Source organism: Butyrivibrio hungatei NK4A153 (assembly GCF_000424465.1).
Lineage (GTDB): Bacteria > Bacillota > Clostridia > Lachnospirales > Lachnospiraceae > Butyrivibrio > Butyrivibrio hungatei_A.
On sequence record NZ_AUJY01000007.1, the window covers coordinates 209,702 to 232,679 of the forward strand.

Below are 22,978 nucleotides of genomic sequence, written 5' to 3' on the forward strand. Positions count from 1 at the left end.
TCCCTCCTATTGTAGCCAAATTATTCTTCAAACACCGATTTGCATATATAAGCCTTACGCTATAACCAATAATTTAAAGTATACATATTCCCGCTATTCTCTTCAATTATAGATAAAAGAAAACCCCCTGATAAAATCTGGATTTTTAAATCTGCCCCTATCACAACTATTACGTATTTAGGCAGTATGTTTCCAGCTTTCTTAGCATAGAGGCAGGCAAAATCAAATATAGCTCGTATTGGTTCGATGCCCCAGTCCCATAAATCAATTTAAGTAATAAAAAAGCAGGCAAAGAAAAAATCTTTGTCTGCTTTGACGTCCATATTTTGAAATTATAATAGATAAATTGCCTTGCATTTGGCTAAACTTATCTTGCTAAAGATATTAACACTCTATGGATTAATTTTGCAATGTATTTTATACAAAAATTTATTATTTTATTTGTTTTTTCTACAAACAATTATTCTATGCCTTATCTGTAGCATTTCGTGCACTCTTAATAAGATCAAGGAGCCCTTTTTCTTTGATAATGGCTATTCCCTCGCCTTCGCTTCCGAGTACGATAAGGTTGTCACCGGGATTTATGTCAAAAATCTTTCTGGCTTTCGCAGGAATCACAATCTGCCCCTTATCTCCCACTTTCACCATTCCAAATATATGCTTTCCCTTTGGCGGAACTTCTAATCCCATATTCTCTGTTTTTTCTTTGTCATAATTAAGAAGATCGTCGATACTTACAGAAAAAACATTGGCGATATTACTGCACTTTTCAATATCGGGAAGTGATTCTCCCGTTTCATATTTTGACAACGTCTGCCTTGATACTCCAATCTTTTCCGCAAGTTCTTCCTGCGACATATTATATAGTTTTCTAAGTTCTACAAGGTTATCATTAAACATAAACTCCCCTTTACTTTTTAGCGCTGATTCCAAGTACCGCCCACCTAAAGAACGGAATCCTAGAAATAATCGCATATAATCCGTATCCGCCCGCAAAACCTGCAATAAGGCTTAGGATATATGCTGCCAAAGGCGAGATCAACCCCGCTTTTGCCGGGAAAAGGGCTACAGCTGAAATGCCCAGATAATGAAAAACATACAAACCGAAACTATGCGTGCTCATCCATTTGGTAAACTTCGTTTCGCTGTCAAAAAATCTTGCAAATCCGCCAAGTATGGCAAGACATGCAAAGTAGCTGTAAAACAAGAACAAAGGTGACCTATTTACGGGCTTATCCGCATAATTCCGGCCAAAGTATTTTATACAAAACGCCGCACCAAGCGCTATAGCTACAGGGCAAAAAAGCCCAAACCATTTTTTTAATATATCAATCACTTTGTCATGAGAAAAAACATAATATCCCGTAATGAAAGCTGTAAAATAAAGGCCGAACCTGTAAACGCAGATAATAGGTGTGTTCAGTATCTGTCCCGCTCCGTAAAAGGCTAATGATAAAAGAATAAGCGCCGGAAGATTTGTCTTTTTTCCTATGTTCAGAAGACGGTTCTTTTCAATCTTTCTGATAAGAATAAGTACCATGGAAAAGAGCCACAACACCTGAATATACCAAAGCACTCCGATTCCCGATGCAAGCATTATCAGGTACTTGATAACCGCTGGAATATCCATGCTTCCCGCATCACCGAATGACATGTTGATATAGCCTTGAATAAACTGAAACGCAACAAGGCCTATCGTGCATGGAACAAGGAGCCTTGTTGTTCTGCTTCTAATAAACTCTTTGTCAGTATGTTTGTCCAGATAAAGCTTCGCGCTTATACCTGACACAATAAACAGGATTGCCATGAACCACGGGAAAACGATGTACATATACACATCATAATACTGCACCTCAAGGCTCGTAATCTTGCCAAGGGTCCCAGCGATGCCCTCACCGTTATACATGTAGAGAACATGGAAAAAAACAACCAATACAACTGTAACCCATCTGATGTTGTCCAAGTATGATTTCCTCATATTTATCCCACCTTTGCTAAATATTTTAACATTATATTAGATCCGGTAAATATGAAAAACCACCAACTTTTGTTGTCAAAAATTGATGGTTTGTGTTAAGGATAGTTGCAGAAGTTTTATTCTGATTATGCCAATAATGTGGTTACAGGCTCTTTTTCCACGCGGATGTCCTGGTATCTGTAAATTGACAGGACAAGGCCGAGGAGGATGTAGCCGGCCATGATATCGTTGACGCCGAGACTGAAAAATGGAAGTGTAGTCGCCGCCAGCGGAAGAAAGCCGAATACGATCATAATGTTTGAAACAACCTGTACTGCTATTACAATACCACAACTGCATCCAACTATAGATCCAAGAATGTTTTTCTGCTTTATGGAAATACTGAATACGTAAACCGCAAGAGCGATCAAGCTGATTATTATCACTGCAACAGCCAATTTGCCACATGTTGCGGCTATTGTAGCCAGTATGTAATCAGCCAATGACTCCGACATGTTTTGTGCGACCTCAATCGCGCTTTCGCTTTTTCCTATGAAACGGCTTCTTAGAAAAATATTATCCAGGCATCTATTAATATAATTCATATACTCCGCGTCAGTTGTATCAACACTGCCGAAAGTCAGTCCATAATGCAAAAGCCATATCTTTAAACGCATCTTTTGATAATCACTTGAATTCATAATACGCAGAATAAACAATGCCAAACTCGCAGCAAAGCCAATTCCCATTCCGGTCAATACTTTTAGATTATTAACTCTGTACCAGTTCTTATTAAGTGCAATCATAAAAAGTATACTCTCTGAAAACAGCATAAATATTGCAAAAGGCAATGTTATGTCACCGTATATCCTTGCTGAAACCACAGGTGCAATCATCCATAAAAAGATCTTGAACAGTGCGTCGACACCCTTGTTTCTATAGTCATACAATATTCCCGCAAACATAGGTAAATACATTAAAAACAAAGCCCGTGATGAAAAAGTCAAACCACGGATACAAAGAAACCATGTAACTCCATTAATTTGCCATCCAAAAAAATAAAAGGAAACTGTCATCAATATCAAAAACACTGCAGCGATCTTACAGCTTCTTCCTGCAAGAATTGTATAATCCAAGCGATAAACTATAATCATCGCCACCAATCCCAATAAAACAGTAAATATCTTCCCAAATAAAAAAGGTCTGACATAGTCACCATTTGTAATATTACCTGAATCCATCGCGAAATACATAAGATACATAACTCCCACACTGAGAATGCTTATGTAAATAACATACAGCAAAAACTTCCATTCCAAACGAGGTCTGTGTATGCGGTCAAGATCAACTCCCACGCTCACGGGATCGCCCATCTCTTTCACCGCCTGCAATACCGCACTATCATGATCCATGCCTTTCTTTTGTAAACCTTCGGCGCGATCCTCGATATGCGCCTTTAATTCATTACTTGCAAATTCTCTTGCTGTCTTATCACGGATCTGGTTCTTAATTTCAGCCAAGTACTCTTCAATTCCCATTATGTCTGTCTCCTCTCTAGCTAAGTACAATGTCTCATTGCTTTTATCAATGCGACATCACACCGATAGTGCCAGTACATTTGCAACCGCCGCAGTATACGTGTCCCATTCTTCAAGTTTGCTTTTCAGAAACTTTTTTCCCTCACCTGTTATGGAGTAATATTTTCTTACTTTTCCATAGCCGGCTTTCTCATACGACACGAGATATTTCTTTGATTCCAGCGAATGCAAAAGAGGATAAAGCGTACCGACCTTAAGTTCAAAGACATTTTGCGATCTCTCGCTAAGTGTCTCGATCATTTCATATCCGTACATGTCTTTTTCCGAAAGCAATTTGAGCAGCATCGTGCCCATGCTTCCGGATAATAACGTCTTATCTATAGTATTCATCGCAGCATTCCTCCTATATCGATTATCAATGTATATCGATAGTCAATATTCTATATCGATATTCGATATAAGTCAATATGCTGCATCTGTTTGTTTTTTATTAAATTGCTTCTTGTTAAAAAATTACTGATTATCTGAATTCATCCCTATGTTTATCAAAGAACTCGAAATAAGTCCTTACTCCTTCGAGCTCCGTCCACTTCTTGATATCAACAGGGTGTTCATCCAGATCGTAGATTCTCGCACCCTTTAGTGCAAGCAAAAACGGTGAATGAGTTGCAATGATAAACTGGCAACCAAAAAACCTCGCCGAGTTCTGAATAAACTCCAACAATTCAAACTGCCTCTGAGGAGAAAGTGAGTTTTCAGGCTCGTCCAGCAGATACAAGCCGTTGTCCTTGATCTTCTCAGCAAAGTATTGCAAAGCGCTTTCACCGTTGCTGTGTGTAATGACATTTTTACCGATTGTTTCCCTTACATATCTCGATTGAGTCTTTGAGCGGGCATCTACTATTTTTTTGAGCTGCTCATAATCATCCAGCGATTGCATCCGGAATGTGGAATTCTTATTCTCAATCCACTCATCAAAAACCCGTTCTCTCTTGCGGTCCACGCCCTCATTAAGCGCACGCAGATTGAGCATGAAATCAAACACATCATCGCTTGTGATCATTCTAATCTCTTCGGGCTTTTCTCCGGGAGTCATCTCAAACGAGCACATTTTCAGATAATCACCAAAAAAGCTGGTCTTATTAAACAGTGTATCCCGCTTAGCCCCTATTTTTTCCGCCATCAGATTAAGCGCCGTGCTTTTTCCGGAGCCGTTGTTTCCGTACAAAATCGTTATTTCCGAAAAAGATAAAGACTCCAGCATATTTTCTGCAAACACGCCAAAGGGATAAAAAGAGCTATAGCATGATCTTTCTATGTAGTTTACAAATTGTTCTTCCGCGTCAACTCCCGGAAACCGAAAATAATCAATATACATCCGCTTTATGCCTTTCTTACAGTCTAATCCTGTATTTCTCCGGATTCTTATGAAGTGCGTTTCCAACAGCTCTTATATGCTGCCTTGTAGACCGTTTACTCTAAAACTTTTTTCTTTGCATCTTCCAATGCGCTTATCACCTTGTCACAGAACTTGTCAAAATCCGGGTCTTCTTCATATTCTTCGGGGTGCGAAAGAACATGATCAAGGGCCATACGGACACCCTTATGGAATGGAATATTAGTGGTCATCTGAGGTACGATCCTTTTTAGCTTGGCATTGTCAAATACCACAGATACTGCCTTGTCTCCGAGAAGTTCTCCTCTAAAGTCATAGCCGTATTTTTCACCCACATCAGCAAGAAACTCAGATGAAACGTGGTATGCTTTAAGTTCTACAGAAAGGGCATCTGCAATAGTCTTATATATCTGATCCCATGTAAGGATCTCATCTCCTGTTATCTGAAAAGACTCTCCAATAGCATGTCTGTTTCCCATAAGTCCTGTAAAGCCTATGGCAAAATCCCTGTTAAATGTTACAGCCCACAAGGAAGAGCCATCGCCCTGGATGATAACGGGCTTTCCTTCCAGCATCCTCTTTATCACCTGGTAAAAGCCCTTCTTGCCATGAACCCCCAGCGGAATATGCCTCTCGTCATAGGTATGACTTGGCCTTACTATCGTTATAGGAAATCCATTTTCACGGTACTTACGTAAAAGAAATTCCTCACAAGCTATCTTGTTCCTTGAGTATTCCCAGTAAGGATTTGCAAGTGTTGTCCCCTCTGTTATCACATAGGATGCGGCCGGTTTATGATAGGCAGAGGCTGAACTTATGAAAATATACTGATTTGTTTTCCCCTCAAAGAGTTTGTAATCACGCTCAACTGCACTGACATCAAAAGCAATAAAATCACTGACAACGTCAAATGTCATTCCATCAAGTTTCTTTTTCACATTCTCTTCATCATTTATATCTGCAATTATCTGTTTAACAGCCCCGGGAACTTCACTCATTCTATTTCCTCTGTTAAGAAGATACAGTTCCCACTGAGGATCCTCAGCAAGCCTTCTTACTATTCCCATACTTATTGTTCCGGTTCCGCCAATGAATAGTGCTTTCATCTCCTGCTCCTCCTTTTACACTTTTATTGTTTTATGCTCCATGGCAGTCTTGATCATCTTTCCCCCAACTTACAGGGTAATTCTGTATTTCTTCAAATTCACCTTGCCTTCTGTGATCTCAATTCCCTCGCTCTCCAATATCTGCGCCTGCTTCCAAGCTCCGCCAAAAGCATACTCACCGGCGAGTTCACCCTTTGAATTGACAACACGGTGACACGGAATGGTGCTTAGATCGGGATTTTTATGAAGTGCATTTCCAACAGCTCTGGCCATCTTCCTGTCGCCGGCCATTTCTGCAACATCTGCATATGTTGCAACTTTCCCTTTAGGAATCTTCTTTACCGCTTCATATATTCTTTTTGTCGGAGAGTCCGTAACAAGATCGTAGCTCTCAGCGATCATCCTCTTTATGACATCATCTGGAATTGAGCCATCAAGAACAATCGTGTTCCAATGCTCCTTGTTCTGATGATATGCGGGAAGTACTGATTTATATGTCTTTCGCCAAAGGTCGCGCCACTGCGGATCAACCTTGAGATTTATATTGATATAGCCGTCCTTTTCATATGTCCACAAAAAGGCTTTCTTGGACTTTTTTACCCGTACAAGCTGCCAATTTGTATCACGAAACGGCGCCTCCCTGTAGGTATCCGGGAAAGACAGACCGTAGTTTAGGGCTTCTTCTCTTGTTTTCATAAGGTATCTCCTTTATGGTAGTTTGATACGCTTGTTTTGATGATATAGTGCTATTTTTGTTTCTGCACCGTACGGCTTCATTTCTGCTCTTCTGTACGGTACTGTTTCTCGTTTCTGCACCATACACTTTCCTTCCAGCTATCCTGTGCGGTGCTGTTTCTCGTTTCTGCACCATACACTTTCCTTCCAGCTTTTCTATACGGTGCCATTTCTCATTTTCATACCGTACACTCTCATTCCAACCATTCTGTACGGTGACATTTTCTGTTTACACACCGTATACCTTACTTCTAGCCATTTCGTACGGTGCTATTTCCCATTCACACGCCAAAGCGATATTCTTTTTTATCCTTGTCATTTGGCACAAGCCCGAATTTCTGAATAACGCGATCCGCAACTTCATCGGGCTCAAAATGAGTATTATCAATTTTTATGTGATTCTCAAAACATTTCTCACCTTCATCCGTGTTCAGCTTGTGATTTTCGGCATCCTGTAAGAGATTGGCTTTGCTCCATTCCACATCTTTTTTGGACGCTTTTCTCTCCATGCGATGAGGCGTCTCATTTCTGAAAAGTCTCTCTTCCAAAGTCGCTTTTAATTCCACGAAAAAGAAATGTCCTCCTGCCTGCTCAAACAAGTTCTTTAATGACTCAAGGTATTCAATATCTTCCTTCATATCGAAAGCACAAACATAAGTGAATATCAGATCGACGTTATGCTTTACAGCCATTTCAAATGCTTTCGCCCTAAACAAGCTATTGAATTCCCTTTGCGCAGGGGTATTAAATCCAAATATTTTATCTGACATTTCAATACTATCATGATTCATCATCATGTTGTACCTGAGCTTATCTCTAAGACTCTCCGCCACCGTCATCTTTCCTACCGCCTGAGGTCCGCACACCACTATAAGATTTGCCATTATATTTCTCCCTCCTAATTATATAAAAATAGACCTTATCAAAACCGATGTGCTTCAGCTTGATAAGGTCTTATTCCTTCTTAAGCTATCATAGCATATTAAAACAGGTATACCCTCTCTCTTAATTCTTTTTCGATGGATTCGTATTCTTCTTTCGAAAACACTTTTTCCTCACTTATTTTCTTAAGATATTCCTCACAGATTTCATTCGCTTTCTCTTTTTCTCCTGCTTTCTCGTATACTATCATGAGGTTATGATTGAATTTCTTCCAAAAATATTTCATATTGTCAGTCGTATATTCCGGAATTGAAGAAAATGCTTTGGCAACATGTTCGCACCACTCAAGATTTTTGAGCGTTTCGTCCTTTTCTCCCCAGTATGCATAGTTTTCCATCATGCAATTAAGCTGACTTAGCAAGACATTGCACAACATCTTATTGGCTGCGGTCAGACTATCTTTCATCTCTTCGAAACCATGCTCAAAAAAGCTTAGCTCGGAATATAAGAATTCCCTAACCTTTGCATTTTCAAGACTCGGCAATACATCGATATGCTCTCTGGCATTCTCAAAATCCTTCCTGTGAATATAAATCCAGGCAAGGGCGTAATGAGCTTTTTCCACAAGACTTCTACTGTCAGCGTAACGGATTATAGTTACGCCTTTTTTTATTCCGTCTTCTAAAAGAGCATTCGCTCTCTCAGGGTTCTCCGCCAGCAATCCCTCCATGTCAATGTAATAGCTCAATTCGGCGACCTGCTGAACATACAATAGATTTATTTCAAAATTCATCGGGTTTCTGCCAACTTCACCTGAAAGATACTCTACTCTCTGCAGTGCACTTCCTTGTGCATCGGAAATGTCATACATTGCCTTAATTTTGTTTTTTACATTTTCCAAAAGGTAATCATCTTTATCGGAAGGATTGTAGCCCAGCAGCATATCAGTAGTGACATTAAGTGCCTGCGCAATCGGCACAACCATAGAAACATCCGGAAGTCCCGCTTCGGACTCCCACCTGCTCACTGCCTGTGGCGTAACTCCCAGCATTCCCGCCAGTTCTTCCTGTGTAAAACCTTTATTTTTTCTAAAACCTCGTATATTGGCACCCAGATTGTTTTTCACTTTTGTTCCTTTCCCGATTGACTCATCAACCGCATAAACTCGTTGTGTATCGGAAAATGTCTGCAGAATCATCTTCTGAATTCAGAATACAGAAAAGCTCATACCATATCAAACAATGCATACTTGAGAAAAAAACAATCCGTTTCATCGCCAAGTGCCATCGACAGTTTTTTTAACCATTCATCAAATTCGAAAGAAGATATTCTGCATTCTCTTCAACAGGCTTCATGCCATTGATTCTAATCACAGGGCATTCAATTCCTTCAAGCCACGATGTGACAAAATCCTCAGGTCTGCTATTAACCTTTCCTCTAATGAAGGGTATACTTCCCCTCTATCCTTCATCAATTTTTCAAATTCAAGCTGATAAGCAATCAACCTCGGAATATACTCCGGATGAGTTCTACTTCCCGCTTCCCAGTCCTCTAATATGCGCACTGGAATACCTGTATGAACCGAAAACTCCTATCTCAAAATCTCATCAATCGTAGAAACCGTACTAAAACTTCCCGCATGAGTTGAGATGATTTCCTTCATGAGCGGAAGTTCGAAATAACTGATATAGCAGATGAGGGTGTTGTTCTCTCCTGCGATCGCGCCGCGGGAATCCATGATGGTGCATGTCTTATTCAATTTATCTTTTATGTCCTTGATGATTCCATCGGGATCCTGAGTTATTATCGTCACCTGCTTGATGGCTTCGAAATGGTCAGTGTAATGGTCGATAACTGCTGTAGCAACAACATAGACCAAGAGGCTCAGCAGCGCCGCTGTGGCATCAATGACTACGAATACCGTGATATAGACCAGAGCATTGAATCCAAGAAGCATAGGTGTGAGGCTGTAGTTACGTCCCGTCTTATCCGAAAGCTTTTTTACCACTATGTTCGCAAGTATCTCAGATCCGTCAATGCACCCGCCGTTTCTAAGGATCAGCGCAAGGCCTGCGCCAAGAATTGCACCACCGAATGCTACCGCCAGAAAGTGTTCCGTATTAAGTTCAAAGGGAATTTTTTCAAAGAATTCCAGGCCTACCATGTAAACCACCGAACCCACGGCAGCTTTTACAGTAAACTTTTTTCCCAGAAATACATAACCTGCAATTATAAATGGTAAAAAAACAAACAGAACACACAACGACAATTGAAAGCCCGTAAGTTTACTGATAATAATCGCAACGCCGGCTGTTCCGTAATCTATCGCATCATTCGGAAGCAGTATCAGAGCGACCGCAAAGCTCGCCATTATTGCTCCGAATATTATTAAAACATATGACAGTATTCCTTTACTTTTCTTCATTTTTACTCCCAAATTCGCTGAAACTATAGTTGCTGTACCGAGGCATATTTCAATGCCCCAATACAACCATTATACAGGAATTTTCAGGATTTTCTTCCAACTAAAAAACACATGGTTCGTTCCAGCCACCACCTGGCTTCCAAGATAACATACAGGAATATAATCCACATCGGTTATGATGAAAAACACATATCTATCCAGCCTACGAGGTACGAAAACGAAACTATCTTAATCGCTGCTATGCTCACGTCAAGAAGACGCGTATCACTTTCCTTAATAAACAGCGGTGCCACAAATGGTCCGGCAAGTAACATAAAAAGAAATGATAAATATCTTTATATTATGTATTCATTTTTTCTTCCTTATACCAAATCACCAAAGCAACTACAAAAATAGTTCCAAAGTATATGTACGCTGCATTTGATTTCGGATATGTATCAAATAAACTATTCCAATCGTATATTGCACCTATGGAATTTATAAAAGAATGATATATGGCACATGCCAGGACGCTCTTTGTTGCTTTATAAATTGCAGCAGCTACAAAAGCCCATACAAATATGTTCATAGCAAACCCCACCATGCTATCGCCATAGTGGTTGGAGGTCGGCTGTAGCCATATCGGAAAATGCCATACACACCAAATCACCGCCACAATAGCAGTTGCAACTGGGAAGGGAAATCTTTTTTCCAGCATAGGTTGCAAAAAGCCACGCCAGCCGGTTTCCTCCGCAAATCCAACAAACGGCAGCATGATAAGAAACCCCAGAAGCATCATGTACAATGGCGAACCGTTGGGTTCACCGTAAAAAAAAGCAAATATCAAAGCACATATGCAGAACAGGCCAGTTATTAGAAGCGTTTTCATCTTTTTAGGAGTATATAAAAAGCGCTTCAAATATTCTTTTACAGTGATATGCTCTTCTTTCCTGAGTACGATAAAAAGAGAAATAACCGGAGCCGGTGTTGTAAAGAGTATCCCTATGATCGCATACATAATATATGCAAATGTCAGCTTTCCCGTATCGGCATGACTAACCGACACAGGTTCAAGAACAAACATAATAATTTGAAAAAAAACAGTTATAAACAGAAGCCAACCAAGAAAATCTGCTATCGGAGCTTTCTTTTTTTCATCAATCCACATTTTTTTGTCCTTTCATTATTCCTGAAATCAATGCATCTACGCCATATGCAAAACTTTCATCCAAAGAGATTTCATCTCCAAAACTACCATGTAACTCCAACATCGAAAATCCTTCCACAAAGCCTCGCAGGCTTCGCAACACATGCATTTTCCGGGCTTCGCTGAACTCAAGAGAATCCAAAATAGAATACAATGATGATATAACCCCTTTTGTAATTTCATTGTTCAGTTCGGATGTATATGAATTGTGCCAGCAAATTGCCTCAAAAACTCCGGGATGATCATGAGCAAATTCACGAAACGCATAGCACATTACCTTTAATCCTTCTTCCCGTGACTTTCCTACTGCTGATTTAGCGATCTTTATATCAATATTGTTCCAACCATATACTATGATTGCCTCTTTTATCTCATCCAAACCGCCTTGAAAATGCTTATACAAAGATGGGGGCTTTATGCCCAATCTATCAGCAATAGTTTTTACAGAAAGATTCTGAAAACCATCTTTATCTATCATTTCGACACACACTTCGACGATTTCTTGTTTTCTGGACATTTTTCCTCCTTGCTAATTATTTTAGCCTACAAGCTAACACTATTAGCCTTCAAGTTAACACAGACTCATAATACTGTCCGTAGAATGAATTTCTTGATCGTCAAAGGTATATTTCGTTGTCAAAGTTCGTCAAAAATGCAAATGAGACATTTTTTGTAGTATTAACTGGAACTTAGTTTTTCATTTGAGCGTCGTTATATTCTCAATAAATTCATTACCATAGCTGTCATAATATCTTTTTCATCTGGATTGGATTCTGCAATCATAAGGGTAATAGCCACAAGCGCTCCATCACTTATTATCTTCTGTCCATCCCTAAAAAGTGCATTGTTTCTGTTCAAGAACTCCAAGAACAATGATGCTGCGATTCTCTTACAGCCATCCTCAAAAGGATGGTCTTTTATCATGAAATAAAGAAGATTGGCCGCCTTTTCCTCTAGCGAAGGATATACCTCCCCTCCAAAAACATCCTGATATACTGCTGCCAAAATGCCTTCCACCTTACCAGTTTCCTTCTCTACACCAAATACGTCTGATTTGAATGTATCCTCCATATGATCAACCATCTCTCTACAATCACTATAGGTGATTCTGTATATTGGACTTGAGCCTTCAGGCTTCTCAAGAGACTGGTGATCATATTGATCCAAAAGTATAAGCGCCTGCGTGTATAGATTTACAGCCTTGAGCACATCCTGTTGTTCAATATCAAGCGTACCTGCAATCATCTTAGTTTGTATTTCAACGGTTTTCTGAAGTGCCTGTAGCCTGCGTTCATTTATTGCATAGCCATTTAAAGTATACTGTTTAAGCACCAAACTTGCCCATCGTCTGAAAGCTATACCTCTTTTTGAATTAACTCGATATCCAACAGAAAGTATCATATCAAGATTGTAAATCTTAGGTTTTCTTCCTCCGGAACTTTTATCGGAAAAACCGATAGAAGTCTCATCCAGCTCACCCGTATCGATAATATTATTTATATGCTCACTAAGAGTGGCTTGCTTAACACCAAATAATTCACCCATTTGTTTCTGTGTTAGCCAAACTGTTTCTTGCTCAGGACATATCTGCACCTCTATCTCTGTATTCCCGTCTGTAAATAAAACAATTTCATTCTTTGCCATTAAATTCCCCTCTATCCTTCATTATTTTCTCATATTCAAGCTGATAAGCGATCAGCCTCGGAATATACTCCGGAGGAGTCCTGCGCCCTGCTTCCCAATCCTCTAAAGTACGAACCGGTATACCAGTGTGAATAGAAAACTCTTTTCTTGTTTCTCCCGTGCTCTCTCTTAATTGCTTAATTTTCTCTGCTATATCCATAATTGCACCTCCACGCAATGCGATGAGTCTATAATAGCACATCACTCTCCATATCGCAATGCGTGCTTATATAACTACATTAAATTCACATAGATGCAATAAAAAGGAAGTTCATGTAAAACTGAACTCCCTAAGTCATGATAATATCAAAGATTTGCATTGACCAGTTTTAAAAACTTCTTATCATTCATTTGCTCATTAGTTACATAATCCCCATCACAGAACAGTGCATATGTGGTAATTGGTGTTGGAGCATTCTGAGCCTGATCTCTGGTCTCTATTCTGATCGCTCTAAACGGTATTCCATTGTTCTTAGCAGTCTCTTCCAAAACAGGCACATACTTGGCATTAAATGGGCACTGATTCGTGTAATAAAGCACGTATCCTTTTTCATCGATACGAGGATGCTTTGCACATTCCTTGAAGCATGGTGTTTCAACACTTTTTTCAAAGGACAGATACCACAGCTGGATTCCATTATCGGCTTCATCACAAACTTGAAAGCCTTTGAATGCTAGAAACTTTGGATCAGAAAGGAATGGCTTTTTCTTAGCAGCAGATAATATGCAAATTCCCTTCTTCCCCTTTTCCTTACTGTCCTTTATGCACTCATTAAGAAGATCACTTGAATATCCATGTCCCTTTAAGGAACCTGAAACCCACAGACAATCGATATACATATATTCCGATGCATTTATCGGATTCCACGCATACTCTGCCGGGATATATTCAATAAAGCATTTACCGCGTTCGACACTCTTTAAGAAAACAAGCCCTTCATCAAATCTGTCAGCAAGCCAGGCTTTCTTGGATGAAACCTGTATATCTTTATTGTTTGATATAGCACAACAAATGTGTTCTTCTTCAAGATTATCCTTGGATACTCTTATATACTCCATCTTCAGCTCTCCTTTCTAATAGGATGTCTGATAACCGTCTTAAGCTTCTCTGGCACCACTTTCCTTGCATCGCTAAGGTAAATCTCATGGTGCAATCTTTTTTCTGTGATATCTAAAACATATCCCTGCTCTTCTGCAAACTTATGCATCAATTCCACTGTTGCAGGCTCGTTATCATAGGCACCAACATGCATACACTGGACACAAAGTCCCTCATCGTAAGAAAAGAATTCCACCTTGGAAAAATCTTCCTTTTTCTTGACTGTAGCTTCTGCAATAGCCCAATCAAAATCTTCCTTTGTCGCAAAATCCGGCAAACGTATTACAGATATCCAGTTAAAATCAGTTTTACGAGCATAATCTATTCCCTCTACTCCGTTCTGCCACCAAAAGCCTTCTAATGGAGGTACTACATAATCAAAATAGCCCTCGATTTGATGACTGCCTTTTTTACTCATCTTGATAGTGAATGCGATCGAGTACAAAAGACCTATGGTCTTCTTGTACTCGCCGTCCTCTTCGTTAGGATCACCACTGCCTCTCACGGCAATATAGTTCATCTTCGGAACCGTCACTATGGAAGGCGTATCTTTAGGCATGTAGAATTCTTTGTACTCCTTCTTGTAATCGAACGCCATGTCTTTATTCCTCCGAAATGTCTTTTGACTCGTAAGGCTTATTCCATGAACCAATCTCAATCAGGTTGCCTTCAGGATCTGCTATATAACAGGTTCTCTGCCCCCAGGGTTCTAGTTCAGGTGCAAGGACTGATGTTGCACCGTTTTGTACAGCCTTATTATAAGCTTCATCCACTTCTTTAAATGTATCAACATAAAGCGCTATTTCGAAATGTCCGTTGAGACCTTTTATGTACTCATACCTGCGTCTTGTCATCTTCTCAAATTCGTTCCTGCCGTATAACAGAAAAAGGGTCCCATCCTTCACCAGATACACATTGGATGTATCCTCTGTCTCTTTTATTTTAAACCCCAGCACATCCCTGTAGAAGCGTACCATTTTGCCCATATCCTCAACAAACAATCCAAAACCATCAAGTCTCATTTTCATTAGTCCTCCTTGTAAATCGTCGCCATTTTCTGTACCATCTTTGAAATCTGTCTCCTGGCTTCTACCGGCTCAAGCACTTCTGCTTTATTTCCAAAGGTCATTATCCATGTGATCAAATTATCTAAGTCCGTGTAATCCGCAGTAAACATAAGTCTACCATCCTCTGTTTCCGTAAAACAGTTTGGTCCGAATTCCTCCACCAGGCGCCACTTTACATCCTTTGAAAACAGCGCTTTTACCTTGATTCCACCAGGAAATATCTTTTCTGTAGACAGATCAGGTAATGGAGCGTTTCTGCAGACAAAACCTTTATCCGTTTCAACCACTTTAACCATGCGGTTTAATTTAAATAGACGATAATCTTTGCGCTTTTGACACCATCCATAGACATACCAGCTGCTCCACTTAAACACTACATAATATGGCTCAATAGTTCGTTTTCCTTCTCCCGCCTGAGCATAATAGTGGAAGGTCAAAAGATGCCTGTTTTCTATCGCATCCTGAATAGTAGATATCTTTGGAGCCAGCGATGTCTTGTACCAAGAAGACAGGTCGATAAGGACAGAATCCCTACCGCTGATAAACTCCGAAGAACCTGCCTGGAGCTTCTCCATAAGCTGCCCATAATATCCGCTTCCACTAACACTATCAAGGCTTCGTAGTCCCGCCAGGATCATCTGCATGTCACGGGATGTCAAAAGAGTCCTATCCATCTTATAGCCATCCATGATGCTTATACCGCCTCCAACTCCCTGGGTCGTTTTGATTGGTATTCCTGCCTGACAAAGAGTCTCAATATCTCTGTTTATTGTTCTTCTAGACACCTCGAAATGCTCAGCCAGCTCCGGAGCTGTCATCACCTCTTTTTGCAAAAGAATTGATAGTATGCCGATCAGTCTGTCTATCTTCATTTGATCACCTTCTATGATTATCATACAAGCACAAACATGTCATCTATATGTCATGTTTATATTCTACACTATTTTAGACAATAAAAAACCCACAACCAGATGGTTGTGGGTTTCTGAAATCTGCAACTGCAGATATTCTCATCTCTTTGAGAACTTTTTCAATGTACTTAGTGCTGTGTTTGTGGCATTTCTAGGACGAGTTGCTGTTTATCTGCTGCGTACGGTAGAAAGCTCAGGGCTACTGTATAAGGCTGGTGACATTTTTTCAATCATATCGCCTCACTTCTCATAAGCTTATTCAGTAATACTTATTGTTACGTTAACGTCCCCGGAACCAAGCCTTTTTTTCATTTCTTCCGCAGATGTATTATCAATATGCCCGAGCTTTGTATAAGCCCAGCTATTTGAACCGTAAAACACTACCAGCTGATTACCTGAATACAAAACAATGTCCCCTGCACTTGTAGTCATCTGCTTATCATTCCTTGGAATAGACTGACCAATAGAGCCAACCTGCTCAAAGTCGCCATACATAGACATATCAATGACGATAGGTTTATCTTCAGCCAGATTCTTCAGAGCTTCTACTGATTCATTTTCTTCCCAGCTTACCTGTATCTCTTCATCATTTATAAAAAACTTAAGCATATTTTCCGTCGACCTTTCATCATTAGTAATTACGTCTTCCTCATCCTTTAAGTGATCTTCCGTTGCCGTATTACTGTTCGTTTTAGCATCAGCTTTAACCTGTGATTGTATTGTTTCTACATAATTGTCTTGAACAAAATCAACCTTCGAGTGAACATGTGCATTCTCATTATATCCACATCCAGTAAAGAGATTTACAGCCATCACACATAATGCTGTAAGCGTTTTACCTGTATTTTTACAAAAGAGATTTTCCAAACTCATAAGCCTCCCGCTTTTCCTCTTCTTTGCCTTCTGCTTCACCCATGTCATTTATTCCGCCACAGAACAGTGAACCTTTAAATGAAGCTTTCTCAAAACACTCTACCCAACCATTCAGACCACTGACAGCTTCCTCAGGAACAAATGTCTCATCTTCAGCAGCAGTCGAAAGCATATAGACATTACGAAATCTATAGTCAGAAGGATAAAGCGGATTAAGTCTGTCAAGGAGAGTCTTCATCTGTCCGCTCATCTCGTAATAGTAAATAGGGGTCGCAAATACAAGTGTATCTGCATTCTTTACTTTTTTCGCAATCTCTACAGCATCATCATTTATCACGCACATCTGCGTCTTTTGGCATGCAAGACATCCTTTGCAGAATCCAACTGTTTTGTCCTTGAGGCTGATGACTTCCACATCATGTCCCGCAGCTTTTGCTCCATCAGATACTTTATCTGCCAGAATATCAGAATTGCTCTTTGCTCTAAGACTTGTCTTTATTATCAAAACCTTACTCATTGTCATCTTTCCTTATTTAAGATATTCATTAAAGAAGCTCTCAAGTTTGTCAAACGGAATATAATCCTTATCTCCTCCATCATACAAATCTGTATGAACTGCATCTGGAATGATCATCAGTTCTTTATTATCAGCATATTTGCTGTCCTTTATCATGTCGGCATAAGCGTCTTTACTGAAGTAGCATGAATGGGCCTTCCCGCCATGTACAAGAAGCACTGCACTTCTGATTTCATTACTGTATTTAAGGATTGGCTGATTCACGAAGGATTCACAGCCTATCACATTCCATCCATCATTGGAATTAAGGGAACGGGCATGATATCCACGATCAGTTTTGTAGTAATCAAAATAGTCTTTTACAAAGAAAGGTGCATCTGCAGGTAGAGGATCTACAACACCTCCCGCACGCTTATATTCTCCATTCTTTAAATCTTCAAGACGCTGAGCGCACATAGCCTTCTTCGCTTCATATCTCTTGTCTTCACTGTCATCGGCATCAAAGTAACCTTTTGCATTAACTCTTGTCATGTCATACATGGTCATTGCAGCTGTAGCTTTGATTCTTGTGTCAAGAGCAGCTGTATTGATAGCCATTCCGCCCCATCCGCAGATTCCTATGATTCCTATTCTTTCCGGATCTACCTTTTCATTAAGTGAAAGAAAATCAACTGCAGCCATAAAATCCTCTGTATTGATATCAGGTGATGACATATATCTTACATTGCCGCCGGACTCTCCTGTAAAAGAGGGATCGAAGGCTATTGTAAGAAATCCTCTTTCTGCCATAGTCTGGGCATATAATCCTGAACACTGCTCCTTAACAGCTCCGAAAGGTCCTGATACTGCAATAGCCGGAAGCTTGCCATCTATATCCTTTGGTATATACATATCTGCCGCAAGAGTTATCCCGTAGCGATTTGCAAATACCACCTTGCAGTGTTCTACCTTCTCACTCTTTGGAAAGGTCTTATCCCACTCTGTTACTAAATTAAGTTCTTCTGTTCTGATCATCATTTAATACCTCCGTCATCTCTGCTTCATTTCGTTTTCGATTTTTCTTAGCATGAAATCCATACAGTCAACTTTTCTTCCGCATTTGTGATACTCGTCCATGGCACGGCATCTTTCTTTTTTCAGAAGCCTTACCATTTCATCAATACTGCCTGACTCAAATCTTTCCAGAATAGTGTCTGTTGCCTCATTACAACATCCCGCATCTGAAAGGCTTTGCTTTAGATATTCTTTATCCATGAGTATTCCTCATTTCCATGTAACTATTTCACTTACAATTCTATTGTATGAGCTTGTAAGATTTTTTACTAATAGTTATAATGAATATCATATTATTCCATTTCGGCATATCATTTAGCAATGATCAGTACAGGAAAGGAAGCACCATGGAAATCAGGACTTTAAGATATTTTTTAGCTGTAGCAAGAGAAGAAAACATGAGCAGAGCCGCTGAGATACTGCATGTGACTCAGCCAACTTTATCCAAACAATTAAAATCATTGGAAGAAGAATTGGGTAAGAAGCTATTTACAAGGCACAGTTTCAGTATAAAGCTGACAGAAGAAGGAATTCTTCTCAGAAACCGCGCAGAAGATCTTGTGAGCATGGCTGATAAAATCGAGCAGGAATTTGTTTCACTTGATGACATAAGCGGAGGCGATCTTTACCTGGGACTTGCAGAATCTTATCAGCTAAGATTCCTTGCAAGAGCAATCAAGACCTTTAAAGAAAGCTATCCCAATCTCCACTATCACATCACAAGTGGTGATACAGAGCAACTATCTGAAAAAATAGAAAAAGGACTTCTTGATTTTGTTGTTCTGGTTGAGCAGCCGGACATCAGAAAGTATGAATATATAGAATTTCCACAGGCTGATACCTGGGGACTTATCATTCCTGAAAATGACCCTCTGGCAAAAAAGAAATCCATTCGTTTGGATGACCTGATAGGATTACCTCTTTTCTGCTCAGATCAGGCTTGGAACGGGGATATAAAGAAATGGGCCGGGAGCAGATTTTCTGAACTTCAGCTTGAAGGATCTTTTCGTCTTTCCTACAACGGTTCTATTTTCACAATGGAAGGTCTTGGGTATCTTCTCACCTATGATCACCTTATTGATACATCAAAAGACAACGGCCTTGTATTCAGACCGCTGTCTCCTAAGCTTGAAAACAAAATATATTTCGCATGGAATCGCTATCAGACATTTACACCTATAGCAGAAAGATTTTTATCGCACCTGAAAGTTCTAGTGTTATAATCCATCGTTTTGGTCCACTAACCCCGTCCCCCAGGTCCACTTCCACGATGCCATTCGCAGACACTTCGTGTCTTGCTCATGTCGCGCTGTCGCGCTATATATACGCCATGCCGACAGACTCGGAATGCTTCGCATCCCTCGTTGTCGCGGCATTCGCCGTATGCTTGCAAAAAAAGACATCCCAGCCTGAATGCAAGCATTCATCTGGGATGTCTTTTTTACAAGCGCATGGCTCATTGCTACGCGCATTATCTCTTTGAGAACTTTTTGATGTGATGAAGTGCCTTATTTAAGGCTTTTTCACCTCAAGTTGCTGTATACCTGCTGCGTACGGTAGAAAGCTCAGGGCTATTGTATGCAGCTGGTGGCAACATTACTATTCTTTTCTGGTAAACCAGCCAGGAGCTTTGTGTGACAATCTCACAAGGCTACCATCTTTGTAAATTGCAAATCTCCTAAAATCTTCTGTGTTATCATATACCGCAACAAGATTACAAAGAGGAAGGACTTTCCAGAAAACTTCTAATGAAGCGATATATCTTCTTTCGATATCTGCCTCAGCTACTCCATGTCCACCTTGTGATACTCTTTTTGCAACACGCTCTTTTGCAATCTCAACACTATCTAATCCAATGTAATGCATTTCAATTAAATAGCCATTCTCTTTTGCCCTTGTAATATTTCTAATCACTGAATTACCACACAATGTAGTTTCTTGGTTAAAGCTTACTCCATTTTCAATATATGAGTTAAGAAGCGAAACTGCTCTTTTCCCGGCTTTGAAAATATCAGCCAGACTCTTCCAATCTCCTCCAAATTCCTTAAGTATCTCATCCGCATTTACTCTGTTTTCACATTTAAGATCCGGATCAAGCTGATATAACGTAGATTTACCTGCGCCATTAACTCCCGCAACTATAGTAAACTTTTTCATCTACTCAAAAAAGATTCCTTTCAACAACTTCTTTTTGCCTTCTTTGTAGTAAAAAATCTCCTACCATCTCATAGAAATCTTTTTCTTCTTCAGTCTCACTCTCAAGAACAAGCTGTAAAGTATCCTTAGGATTTAATTTAGCTATTTCTTTATAGATATCACTATATTTTTTTACATCACACATAGACGTACCTCGTATATCAATACAATAATTTTAAAAAAGAGAGTTCACGCATGAACTCTCCGGTCTATGGGCATCTCAAGATTCCATAGCGCATCCACTACATAAATCGCTCACTTATTAGGCTGTGCATCACCTTTAATAGAATAGCCAAGCTCCACGCTCGGCTAGGTCCCAAGTGTTATTCGCACCTGGCAACTCTGTTATTGATATAATAGCATATTTATAGGTTTTTTCAAGTTTGATCCATCATTTTCTCAATCAACAAAGTTGTAGAATTCTACACTTTTAGCGATTACTATAAATCGAGTAGAAGGCGGTGACTAACCGCCGTCCTCTCACAACACCGTACGTACCGTTCGGTATACGGCGCTTTCAATAGTTGACGTGCACAGACTGATAGGCTGTGGCTAAATCAAAGAAGCCACTGTTTATCAGTCTTTCTTTATTTAACGCCCAAATCACACCCTTATTGTTACTAACGTACCAATACTTCCTGCGACTGTTCGCAATAGTTGCCGCATAGTGTTCTGGAATTCCGAGCTTTACGAGATTTCTAAATTTAGTCCTCGGTAGTTTCCATTGCTTCCATATACACATGCGAATTCTGTGATAGAGCCATCCGTTGATGTCATCTATGTTGTTCTTCATACTGGCAATCCCATAGTAGTTAAGCCAACCTCTGGCGTATACCTTGATTTTCTCGAGACTCGGCTTGATGGACTGTGCGGACTTACGGGAAGATAAATCCCTCAGCCTTGACTTGAACTTTTTCCATGACTTTGTATGAACTCGGACATATATGCCACCTCCGTTCCTTCCCAATGCAAAGCCGAGAAATTTAAAATTTCGGATTGCAAACACACTTACAGTACGGCTTTTCTCGCGGTTAACCGTGAGTTTCAGTTTCTCTTCAAGATATCTCGTACTGCTCTCTAAGAGTCTTTCGGACGCTCTTTTGCTTCTGGCAAGGAGCACGATGTCATCCGCATATCTGATGCAGGGAACACCTCTCTTTAGAAACTCTTGGTCGAACTCGTTGAGGTAGATGTTCGCAAGTAGTGGTGATAAATTGCCCCCCTGCGGCGAACCTTCCTCTGTTTCGATGACCACTCCGTTTTCCATTACTCCACTTTTCAGATAGCGCTTTATGAGCTGTACAACACGCTCATCCTTTACATTCTTTCGAAGAAGATTTATAAGGATTTCGTGATTCAGGGTGTCGAAGTACTTTGATAAGTCAAGCACCACAGCGAATGTGTATCCTTGTTCTGCGTACTCCTTAATTTTTAGTATAGCTCCCTTTGCATCTCTGTTTGGGCGATAGCCATAGCTTCCATCTGAAAACAGCGGTTCATAGATTGGCACTAACTGTTGTGTTATTGCCTGTTGAAGTGTACGGTCTATCACGGTAGGTATGCCAAGCTTACGCACACCACCATCTGGTTTTGGAATCTCAACTCGCCTAACTGGCGACGGAGTGTACTTTCCACGATATATGCGGTCAGTTAGCTCCTGCTGGTGTTCCTTAAGATAAGGAAGAGCCGCTTCGATAGTCATGCCATCGATTCCTGGCGCTCCTTTGTTTGCCTTTACTCTCTTATACGCTCTGTTAAAGTTGTCTTTATACAGTATCGCTTCCAAGAGTTTCGGCTGTGCACTGTCTCTTTCTTTCCATATCCGATTGAATGACCTACGCGCTTTCGCATACCCTTCATGTTCCGCACTATCTCTTTGCGAACAGCCATTGATTTCAATGTTTTCTGCCATTAATGGTCATTCCTCCTTTCTCGGTCATACTTAAGACTCCTATTGATTCGGTCCTTCACCTCTCGGCTACTATGACCTCTGCTGACTTCTGTGCGTTCAGCATTACTTTTGGTAATGGTTACCTCTTTCAAGGCATATCGCAACAGATCTCCCTAGGTACCACACGTTTCTTCCTCTCCATCTATCTGCCTCATTTATCATGCATGATTCCGTGTAGTTATTGGGCTTCGACTTGTGGAGCAGCCTCACCCTCATGCATAACCTTATATGAGATTTCTGTTCGTCAGACCAGAGATTTGCCCATGAGTTAGTATGTTCCTCATATCCAGCTTCCTTCAGATTCCATCTCACGATGGACACCCTTGCCTTCGGCTATATCCTTCCCACTACCGGGTGGATTCGGGACTTTAACCCGTTAGAAACGTGCGCCGCTAGGCGCACT

At 40.3% G+C, this 22,978-nt stretch carries 27 protein-coding genes; 1 reads left to right on the top strand and 26 read right to left on the bottom strand.

The genetic code is table 11. The annotated features are described in order from the left end of the window. Positions 1-465 precede the first annotated feature (465 nt). The 23 genes from G628_RS0105455 to G628_RS0105570 form a co-directional block, all read right to left on the bottom strand. The gene (locus G628_RS0105455; protein ID WP_027208653.1) at positions 466-900 is read right to left on the bottom strand and encodes a helix-turn-helix domain-containing protein; all 435 of its coding nucleotides are present in this window, start codon (positions 898-900) and stop codon (positions 466-468) included. 10 nt (positions 901-910) lie between these two features. After that, positions 911-1,978 (bottom strand): acyltransferase family protein, encoded by a 1,068-nt coding sequence (locus G628_RS0105460; protein WP_027208654.1) that lies wholly within the window; start codon positions 1,976-1,978, stop codon positions 911-913. A gap of 125 nt (positions 1,979-2,103) precedes the next feature. After that, positions 2,104-3,495 (bottom strand): FtsW/RodA/SpoVE family cell cycle protein, encoded by a 1,392-nt coding sequence (locus tag G628_RS0105465; RefSeq protein WP_027208655.1) that lies wholly within the window; start codon positions 3,493-3,495, stop codon positions 2,104-2,106. Between the two features lie 57 nt (positions 3,496-3,552). Beyond that, a complete protein-coding gene (locus G628_RS0105470; protein WP_026655574.1) occupies positions 3,553-3,885 on the bottom strand; it encodes a PadR family transcriptional regulator in 333 nt (110 codons plus the stop codon). Positions 3,886-4,015: 130 nt separating this feature from the next. Beyond that, positions 4,016-4,873, bottom strand: a complete 858-nt coding sequence (locus G628_RS0105475) for an AAA family ATPase (RefSeq protein WP_034500650.1) — start codon at positions 4,871-4,873, stop codon at positions 4,016-4,018. A 95-nt stretch (positions 4,874-4,968) separates the two neighbouring features. Continuing rightward, a complete protein-coding gene (locus tag G628_RS0105480; RefSeq protein ID WP_027208657.1) occupies positions 4,969-5,997 on the bottom strand; it encodes an NAD-dependent epimerase/dehydratase family protein in 1,029 nt (342 codons plus the stop codon). A gap of 69 nt (positions 5,998-6,066) precedes the next feature. Beyond that, complete coding sequence (locus G628_RS0105485; RefSeq protein WP_027208658.1) at positions 6,067-6,693, bottom strand: methylated-DNA--[protein]-cysteine S-methyltransferase; 627 nt, start codon at positions 6,691-6,693, stop codon at positions 6,067-6,069. Between the two features lie 77 nt (positions 6,694-6,770). After that, positions 6,771-6,902, bottom strand: a complete 132-nt coding sequence (locus G628_RS19240) for a hypothetical protein (RefSeq protein ID WP_278246540.1) — start codon at positions 6,900-6,902, stop codon at positions 6,771-6,773. A 111-nt stretch (positions 6,903-7,013) separates the two neighbouring features. Then, positions 7,014-7,616, bottom strand: a complete 603-nt coding sequence (locus tag G628_RS0105495) for an AAA family ATPase (RefSeq protein ID WP_027208659.1) — start codon at positions 7,614-7,616, stop codon at positions 7,014-7,016. Between the two features lie 98 nt (positions 7,617-7,714). Further along, positions 7,715-8,812 carry a helix-turn-helix domain-containing protein gene (locus G628_RS0105500; protein WP_027208660.1) on the bottom strand — a complete coding sequence of 366 codons (1,098 nt, stop codon included), beginning with the start codon at positions 8,810-8,812 and terminating at the stop codon, positions 7,715-7,717. A 393-nt stretch (positions 8,813-9,205) separates the two neighbouring features. Continuing rightward, positions 9,206-10,039 carry a YitT family protein gene (locus tag G628_RS0105510; protein WP_027208662.1) on the bottom strand — a complete coding sequence of 278 codons (834 nt, stop codon included), beginning with the start codon at positions 10,037-10,039 and terminating at the stop codon, positions 9,206-9,208. Positions 10,040-10,379: 340 nt separating this feature from the next. Then, positions 10,380-11,186: a CPBP family intramembrane glutamic endopeptidase gene (locus tag G628_RS18010; RefSeq protein WP_051199043.1), complete on the bottom strand. Its 807-nt coding sequence runs from the start codon at positions 11,184-11,186 to the stop codon at positions 10,380-10,382. Next, the gene (locus tag G628_RS0105520) at positions 11,176-11,742 is read right to left on the bottom strand and encodes a TetR/AcrR family transcriptional regulator (RefSeq protein ID WP_027208663.1); all 567 of its coding nucleotides are present in this window, start codon (positions 11,740-11,742) and stop codon (positions 11,176-11,178) included. The genes G628_RS18010 and G628_RS0105520 overlap by 11 nt, the downstream gene beginning before the upstream one ends. A gap of 194 nt (positions 11,743-11,936) precedes the next feature. Further along, positions 11,937-12,869 carry a RhuM family protein gene (gene rhuM / locus G628_RS0105525; protein ID WP_027208664.1) on the bottom strand — a complete coding sequence of 311 codons (933 nt, stop codon included), beginning with the start codon at positions 12,867-12,869 and terminating at the stop codon, positions 11,937-11,939. Beyond that, positions 12,856-13,068 (bottom strand): helix-turn-helix domain-containing protein, encoded by a 213-nt coding sequence (locus G628_RS0105530; RefSeq protein ID WP_022761299.1) that lies wholly within the window; start codon positions 13,066-13,068, stop codon positions 12,856-12,858. The genes rhuM and G628_RS0105530 overlap by 14 nt, the downstream gene beginning before the upstream one ends. A 146-nt stretch (positions 13,069-13,214) precedes the next feature. After that, positions 13,215-13,967 (bottom strand): N-acetyltransferase, encoded by a 753-nt coding sequence (locus G628_RS0105535; RefSeq protein ID WP_026668338.1) that lies wholly within the window; start codon positions 13,965-13,967, stop codon positions 13,215-13,217. A gap of 2 nt (positions 13,968-13,969) precedes the next feature. Then, the gene (locus tag G628_RS0105540) at positions 13,970-14,605 is read right to left on the bottom strand and encodes a GyrI-like domain-containing protein (protein WP_026668337.1); all 636 of its coding nucleotides are present in this window, start codon (positions 14,603-14,605) and stop codon (positions 13,970-13,972) included. Between the two features lie 4 nt (positions 14,606-14,609). Continuing rightward, the gene (locus G628_RS0105545) at positions 14,610-15,029 is read right to left on the bottom strand and encodes a VOC family protein (RefSeq protein ID WP_027208665.1); all 420 of its coding nucleotides are present in this window, start codon (positions 15,027-15,029) and stop codon (positions 14,610-14,612) included. 5 nt (positions 15,030-15,034) lie between these two features. Next, on the bottom strand, positions 15,035-15,946 hold the full coding sequence (locus G628_RS0105550; RefSeq protein ID WP_027208666.1) for a helix-turn-helix transcriptional regulator: 912 nt from the start codon (positions 15,944-15,946) through the stop codon (positions 15,035-15,037). Positions 15,947-16,240: 294 nt separating this feature from the next. Beyond that, on the bottom strand, positions 16,241-16,852 hold the full coding sequence (locus G628_RS19125; RefSeq protein ID WP_051199044.1) for a cyclophilin-like fold protein: 612 nt from the start codon (positions 16,850-16,852) through the stop codon (positions 16,241-16,243). Then, positions 16,833-17,375, bottom strand: coding sequence for a flavodoxin family protein (locus G628_RS0105560; RefSeq protein WP_026655585.1), 543 nt, complete (start codon positions 17,373-17,375; stop codon positions 16,833-16,835). Before G628_RS0105560 ends, G628_RS19125 begins: the two co-directional genes overlap by 20 nt. Positions 17,376-17,387: 12 nt before the next feature. Then, positions 17,388-18,389 (bottom strand): alpha/beta hydrolase, encoded by a 1,002-nt coding sequence (locus tag G628_RS0105565; protein WP_026655586.1) that lies wholly within the window; start codon positions 18,387-18,389, stop codon positions 17,388-17,390. Positions 18,390-18,404: 15 nt separating this feature from the next. Then, on the bottom strand, positions 18,405-18,629 hold the full coding sequence (locus G628_RS0105570; RefSeq protein ID WP_026655588.1) for a hypothetical protein: 225 nt from the start codon (positions 18,627-18,629) through the stop codon (positions 18,405-18,407). A gap of 146 nt (positions 18,630-18,775) precedes the next feature. Between G628_RS0105570 and G628_RS0105575 the strand changes: the two genes are divergently transcribed. Next, entirely contained in the window at positions 18,776-19,651 is an 876-nt protein-coding gene (locus G628_RS0105575) for a LysR family transcriptional regulator (protein WP_026668334.1), read from the top strand. Positions 19,652-20,027: 376 nt separating this feature from the next. Here the strand turns inward: G628_RS0105575 and G628_RS0105585 are convergent, their stop codons facing one another. From G628_RS0105585 to ltrA, 3 genes are all read right to left on the bottom strand, one after another. Then, entirely contained in the window at positions 20,028-20,585 is a 558-nt protein-coding gene (locus G628_RS0105585) for a zeta toxin family protein (RefSeq protein WP_026668333.1), read from the bottom strand. Between the two features lie 4 nt (positions 20,586-20,589). Further along, positions 20,590-20,769 carry a hypothetical protein gene (locus G628_RS0105590; protein ID WP_022754341.1) on the bottom strand — a complete coding sequence of 60 codons (180 nt, stop codon included), beginning with the start codon at positions 20,767-20,769 and terminating at the stop codon, positions 20,590-20,592. A 372-nt stretch (positions 20,770-21,141) separates the two neighbouring features. After that, positions 21,142-22,536, bottom strand: coding sequence for a group II intron reverse transcriptase/maturase (gene ltrA, locus G628_RS0105595; protein ID WP_027208668.1), 1,395 nt, complete (start codon positions 22,534-22,536; stop codon positions 21,142-21,144). Positions 22,537-22,978: the final 442 nt, after the last annotated feature.